This window comes from Giesbergeria sp., assembly GCF_028686475.1.
Lineage (GTDB): Bacteria > Pseudomonadota > Gammaproteobacteria > Burkholderiales > Burkholderiaceae_C > Simplicispira.
The window spans coordinates 1-5,816 of sequence record NZ_JAQUCA010000046.1 but is presented as its reverse complement, the minus strand read 5'-3'; the positions used below and the strand labels follow the sequence as shown (position 1 = coordinate 5,816).

Below are 5,816 nucleotides of genomic sequence, written 5' to 3'. Positions count from 1 at the left end.
CTTGCCACTGGGGGTGGCCAGCCATTGCATGTCAGGATCGAACCACAGGGTCAGCGAGCCGCGGGCCTTCAAGGCGGCGTTGTACTCGGGCCAGTTGGTGGTTTTGTAGCGGGTCTTGGCGGGTGCGGCTTCACTCATGGGACGTTAGCTTACCTGCCGGTCGGGGGATTTGTGCAACAAAGCCGTTTTGCGACCTCAACAACTTTGTTCATGGCGATTGGCTTGACTGATTCAAAGCCCCCCCCTGGCCAGCAGGCGAACAGCACCTTCCAAGGCCCAGTTCAACACCCCGCTCAATTCATGCTCAATGATGTGATTGGCCAACAGCGGGTCGCGTTCTGCAACGGGGATGGTGACATCAAAGGGAATGATGTCCAGTCGACGCCAAAAGCCTTCCGAATGGTCGGTGATTGTCGGTACATGGTTGCCCAAAATCAGCCACTTGCCCAATATCCGTGTGGAGATAGGGTCACGGTACTTGCGGTTGATGGCCACCTTCTCACCTGCCGTCACCATCTTGAAAGTGCTGTCACTGATGCGCCCCTGTGGTGCTTCATCACAGTAAATCAGGGAAGCATTCACGGTTTCCGTCATATTGAAATTGTTCAGTTGGTCTAGGTTGACGGCAGCCACTCGGTGATGGAGCGCTTGTACGATGTTTGCCAACACGCCTTTGCCATTGGCACCAGAACCTAGCCAAAACTGTGCAATTTGATGTCGAGCATCAGGCTGTAGCGTGTAGCCGATGTACTCTTGCACCCGTTGGCGCACAGCAGCGTCAGGCAAAATCCACTCTATAAAGCGCTCAAACACTACAGAAGTTGGAGCTGTTGGGTCAAAGTTGCACTTGATAACGTGCCGTAGACCCAGTTCTTTGTCGTGAGGCAGCAACTTCACACCTGTAGCGTCCAGATGGACATAGCCATTGAGCACCGGGACAATGGTTTCCTTGCTAGGCTCAGTCAACTTTGACAAACGCAGCATGGCCGTTGCACAGGCCTGCTTTGCATTGTTGCAGCTAGCATTACCATGCCCCCCAAACTCCTCAATCCAGTCAAGCGCCAAACTTTGCATGTCGTGCTCGTCGATTTCCTCCCAGTGAGTGCCACCCCAGTGCAGGAACTGCTTGTCTGCTTTACGGTAGTCACCTGTATCCACAAGGTAGTTAGCAAAACCCAAAGGCTTGAAGGATTCGCGGCTCATACGCATCCCGTTACACACAAGTCCCCGCCTCGCTGAACTCTCTGGTGTAGCGCGCACCCTCGACGAAGAGGGCAATCTCCTGCAAGCTTAGCCACAGTGTCTTTAGCTCCTGATTCACCATCACCTTTTCAGCCCAAGAAGCCTCAGCGCCGGGCAATCAGTCTCAGTACCTCGTTGAGCGTGGGCATCTTTTTCGGTATCGGTTTCTTGTTCAAGATGAAGACCGCGCGCCATTCGTCGGGCTCGAACACCAGCCCGGCCTCTAACTCGGGCACAGTGCGTCCCAGACGCATCAACCGGTTGATGCGCCAGGCAATCACCATGTAAATGGCCAGCGCCGGTTCCAATCGGTCTTTGTCTCCCAGCTGCAAGCGTTCAACCCGGCAGCCTTCCTTCAAAATCAGGAAGAACAGCTCAATTTCCCAACGCGCCCGGTACCAGTCAATCCGTTCGCTCGCTTGCTTGAGGCAGTTGACCTCTCGGTTGCTCAGCAAGCGCCATTGCACCGGCTTGACTTCCTCCGGCGCATTGACTTCCGTGGCAATCACACAGGTAACGACCAGGCTCGCTTTCTTAGGGTCTAGCAGGCTCAGGCGCTGCACACGGATGTCTATTCGACCGTGCGGCTCTTGCGTCCACGCCCAGCCGGCAGTAGGAAACGAATACGCCCCAGTGGCGTTTGCCCCATCACCTGTTCCCACAGCTTGCCACCATTGGGCAGCACTCGGTTGTGCTGGCTGCGCACCAGATAGTCGGCTGGATAGCCCAAATCACGTGCTTTGCACATCAAGGCCATCATGTCCGATTCGCGGTCACCCACACAGACGTGGCGCGTGCTTTCGAGTGCTTTGTCTTTGGCGCTCTCGGCAATGCGCTCTTAGCTCTCAATCCAGCGACGGCTCTCGCATAGGCCGGGGCGCTGGCCGTCTTTGTCCTTACATTGGCGCGCCCAAGTCAAAGCGTTGCCAATCTATCGGTCAGGTGAAGTTCCAGTGTAGCTGAGGGCTAGGGACTTGTGTGTAATGGGATACCTCACAGGTTGCTGGCGTACATTTCATGTAATAGCTAAAATAATGGCTATTTATTGTGATAAATCGCTGTTAAGAGACACTATATTGGACTTTTATTTTGCATCTCATCAAGAAATCTGCACTGAACTCGGTTTGCGCCTCAAGCGCCAACGTTTGGCACAGGGGATGACGCAGAAAGACCTGGCTGAGCGCGCTGGTCTAGCTCCAGGCACGGTGAAAAATCTGGAAGGTAAAGGCGTGTCCTCGCTGGAATCGACCATCCGCATCGTGATGGTGTTGGGGCTCATCGACGAGCTGGCCCCGCTCTTCGAGCTGAAAGCCGCACCGTCGATTGCACAGATGGAACGCGCCCAACTGGCCGAGCGCAAACGTGCGCCCCGTAAAGCCAAGCTGGTGCGCAGCACATCATGATGAAAAAAGTCGACGTTTTTTATGAAGGCTGGGGCGAACATTGGCATTTGGCCACCCTGGCTGACGATGGCCACAAGCTGCTCTTTGAGTACAGTGCGCAGGCGCTTGCACAAGGTCTAGAGCTATCGCCACGCCATTTGAAATTACAAGCAGCGGCGTATGGTGATTTCCCGGCCTACCAGTTGGGGCTGCCAGGGCTGATTGCCGATGCACTGCCCGATGGCTGGGGCCTGTTGCTGATGGACAGGCTATTTCGCCAGAATGGCATCGTCCCAGAGCGTACCTCGGTGCTCGATAGGCTATCGTTCATCGGCCAGCGAGCTATGGGCGCACTCAGCTTTCAGCCCGCTACCGTGGGCGACCTTACCATTGACAATGTGCAATTGCTAGGTCTAGCGCAGCAAGCGCAAACTTTGCTCAGGGGACAAGACAGCGCCATCCTCAAGCAGCTTGCCCTGATGGGTGGCTCACCCCATGGCGCACGTCCCAAAGTACTGGTGCATTACCATGCTGCTACAGGGCAGATGAGCACACAAGCCTTTGACGGCAGTGCGCCCTGGCTGGTGAAATTCCAAGCGCAGAACGAGTACAAGGAAGTTTGTGCCATCGAACACCTCTACGCTGAGCTGGCACGGGATTGCGGCTTAGAGATTCCTGCCACGCAGTATTTTGACCTGAGCCCACAGTTGGCCGCATTCGGGATTGCCCGTTTTGATGTAACGGGGGCCATGCGCATTCCTATCCACACATTGGCAGGCCTGCTGCATGTTAATTTTCGTCTACCTGGTACCGTCGATTACACGACGTTCTTGCGTGCTACACGCTTTCTCACTCGGGACGAGCGCGAAGTGCAAAAGGCCTACCAGCGTACAGTGTTCAATGTATTGTTCAATAACCGCGATGACCATCCGAAAAATTTCAGCTTTCTGTTGAAGCAAGAGCGTCGCTGGGTATTGGCACCCGCGTATGACCTGACCTTTTGCGCGGGGCCTGGCGGTTATCACCAGATGGATGTTTGCGGCGAGGCACTGCACATCCATCGCACTCACTTGCTGCAACTAGCGGTGCAATGTGCCGTCGATAAACGCTGGGCGGAGCAGGTCATCGAACAACAACTCGCCGTAGCGCGCACCTTTGCTGTACAAGCCAGAGACTACTCCATTCGTACCGCTTCAAAGCAAAGCATCGTAGCTACTATTACAGTCAACGCAGCAAGACTCAGCGCCGCTTGACCAATGAACCACACCAGCAGACCCAGTTTTGAACGCTACATTGGCATCGACTACAGCGGTGCCCAAACTCCTATCAGCAGCCTCAAGGGGTTGCGGGAGTTCATGGCGACCGCTGAAAGTGATGCGTTAGAGGTGCTACCTCCACCGAGCCCTCGCAAGTACTGGACACGGCAAGGCGTAGCGCACTGGTTGCTGCAAACCTTGTCCGATGCGACCCCTACCATCGTAGGTATCGACCACGGATTTTCGTTCCCGCTGCGGTACTTTGAGTACCACCAGATACAGCCGGACTGGGATATCTTCCTGCGCGATTTTCAGCAACACTGGCCCACCGATGGTGAATATGTCTACGTGGACTTCGTGCGCGACGGTTTCGTTGGCAACGGTGCACAGCGTATTGGCAGCCCGAAATGGCGGCGCATCACGGAACAACGCTGCCGAGCCAAGTCGGTGTTCCAGTTCGACGTTCAGGGTTCAGTCGCTAAGTCGACACGCTCCGGCCTGCCGTGGCTGCTCTTTCTGCGAGAGAAACTCGGTCAGCAACTGCACTTCTGGCCCTTTGATGGATTCTGTCCTCCTTCCGGTCGGTCGGTGGTCGCTGAAGCATATCCATCCCTCTACAAGCACCGCTTTCCATCCAGCTCAAGCATGACGGGTGACCAGCAGGATGCTTGGGCGATTGCCTGCTGGCTCAAGCAAGCAGACAGCAGCGGAGAACTCCAAGCCGTCATGCTCCCACAGCTGGACCCCAGCATGCAACTGATGGCCAAAACCGAAGGCTGGATACTCGGTGTTGCTTAATCGAGCTGGGGGTACTCTCACAGAGAGTGCCGGAAAAGTGCATGTCGTGGCCACTTCAATGGCAACTCGCCAGTAGTGCGCTCACCGGGCAGCATCCCCAGCAGGCAGCCGCTTTGTTTACGAAATGGGCAGCGCAGCCGCAGACAGGCTTGTAGCAGCAGGCTAATCGTTACACCAGAGTGAATCGACAGACCAGGCCCTGGTCAGTGTTTACCAGCTCATCGAACTGGGCTGCCGGTCGCATCCACAAAACATGGGTGCCATTGCCTTGTTCTGGCCTGTAGAGAATACCTGTCTCCAGCGTGGCCTCAATCAGGCAAGCACCCTCCACGCGGTACAGTCCACCCTTGTAATGCCGTAGTCGTGCCCCAGGCATCAGGTGGGTTGGTACAACTAATTCAAGCTGTTCGGACATCGCGTACCTCAATAAATCCAGGGAATCAGCCGCCAAGTCTGCCCACGGTAGTCGGCGTATTGGGGATAGTGCTTGAGCAGCCACTGCTCTTCCAACTGGGCTTTGGCTATGAAAATGGCCAATAGAGCCAACCATAGCACCACGCCCAACGCATTCGCCAACCACGCAGCGGCACCCGCAGCGAGCAGCAGTACAGCATCGTACATTGGGTGTCTTACCCAGCGGTAGGGGCCTTCTTGCACCAGCCTTCCATCGGGGTGGGGCTCTGGACGGATATTAAAGTTACCGGGCCGATTGACCCAAAGCGTCCACGAACCAAGCACAGCACTAGCCAACCAAAACACCCAGCTCCAAACACTTGGCAAAGATGGCTGGGCTTGTAGAAAACACAGAACAGCCAGAGCTAACAGGGTGGTGAATTGCAAGGCAACCCAAAGTTGGCCAAGCGTTTTCGGGTTCATGTGCAAAGCCTCATAGGAGCCTCAATTGCCTGCACGGCTTTGAGCCCACATCGTGAAACTAGCCCTATGTTTCTCATGTTTGTTCTAGGCAGGTAAGGCAGCGGATGGCCAACTGGAATGGTCCGGTCTGGCCATCGGCCACCCCAGCCTCAGCCGATTTTTTCTGCAAATATGCACCCGCATTGCACCCTGATGCCCTCCTGCGCCGCTGTTCGCGTGCTTTTTGTCACTCCAATCGCACCACAAAGCGGGTATTTTGGCT

General features: G+C 55.5%; 9 protein-coding genes and 1 pseudogene. 3 read left to right on the top strand and 7 right to left on the bottom strand.

What is annotated here, in order from left to right; all coding sequences use genetic code 11:
- The 5 genes and pseudogenes from PHX60_RS15600 to PHX60_RS15580 form a co-directional block, all read right to left on the bottom strand.
- Window positions 1-138 (bottom strand): annotated as a pseudogene (locus tag PHX60_RS15600) (IS5/IS1182 family transposase); the annotation flags it as partial.
- A gap of 93 nt (window positions 139-231) precedes the next feature.
- Entirely contained in the window at window positions 232-1,203 is a 972-nt protein-coding gene (locus PHX60_RS15595; RefSeq protein ID WP_300079629.1) for a phage/plasmid primase, P4 family, read from the bottom strand.
- 10 nt (window positions 1,204-1,213) lie between these two features.
- A complete protein-coding gene (locus tag PHX60_RS15590) occupies window positions 1,214-1,324 on the bottom strand; it encodes an IS4 family transposase (protein ID WP_300079632.1) in 111 nt (36 codons plus the stop codon).
- 22 nt (window positions 1,325-1,346) lie between these two features.
- The gene (locus PHX60_RS15585; RefSeq protein ID WP_300079627.1) at window positions 1,347-1,805 is read right to left on the bottom strand and encodes an IS4 family transposase; all 459 of its coding nucleotides are present in this window, start codon (window positions 1,803-1,805) and stop codon (window positions 1,347-1,349) included.
- Between the two features lie 8 nt (window positions 1,806-1,813).
- A complete protein-coding gene (locus tag PHX60_RS15580) occupies window positions 1,814-2,023 on the bottom strand; it encodes a hypothetical protein (protein ID WP_300079625.1) in 210 nt (69 codons plus the stop codon).
- Between the two features lie 253 nt (window positions 2,024-2,276).
- Here PHX60_RS15580 and PHX60_RS15575 point away from each other — a divergent pair, with 253 nt between their 5' ends.
- Genes PHX60_RS15575 through PHX60_RS15565 form a run of 3 tightly spaced genes read left to right on the top strand, consistent with a single transcriptional unit; the run spans window position 2,277 to window position 4,678 of the window.
- Complete coding sequence (locus tag PHX60_RS15575) at window positions 2,277-2,645, top strand: helix-turn-helix transcriptional regulator (RefSeq protein ID WP_300079623.1); 369 nt, start codon at window positions 2,277-2,279, stop codon at window positions 2,643-2,645.
- Window positions 2,642-3,877, top strand: coding sequence for a type II toxin-antitoxin system HipA family toxin (locus tag PHX60_RS15570; protein WP_300079621.1), 1,236 nt, complete (start codon window positions 2,642-2,644; stop codon window positions 3,875-3,877). The genes PHX60_RS15575 and PHX60_RS15570 overlap by 4 nt, the downstream gene beginning before the upstream one ends.
- Before the next feature lie 3 nt (window positions 3,878-3,880).
- Window positions 3,881-4,678 (top strand): hypothetical protein, encoded by a 798-nt coding sequence (locus tag PHX60_RS15565; RefSeq protein ID WP_300079619.1) that lies wholly within the window; start codon window positions 3,881-3,883, stop codon window positions 4,676-4,678.
- A 169-nt stretch (window positions 4,679-4,847) separates the two neighbouring features.
- Here PHX60_RS15565 and PHX60_RS15560 read toward each other — a convergent pair whose 3' ends face one another.
- Together PHX60_RS15560 and PHX60_RS15555 are read right to left on the bottom strand one after the other, a co-directional pair.
- The gene (locus PHX60_RS15560; protein ID WP_300079617.1) at window positions 4,848-5,093 is read right to left on the bottom strand and encodes a DUF1653 domain-containing protein; all 246 of its coding nucleotides are present in this window, start codon (window positions 5,091-5,093) and stop codon (window positions 4,848-4,850) included.
- 8 nt (window positions 5,094-5,101) lie between these two features.
- Window positions 5,102-5,554 (bottom strand): methyltransferase, encoded by a 453-nt coding sequence (locus PHX60_RS15555; RefSeq protein WP_300079614.1) that lies wholly within the window; start codon window positions 5,552-5,554, stop codon window positions 5,102-5,104.
- Between the last annotated feature and the right edge of the window lie 262 nt (window positions 5,555-5,816).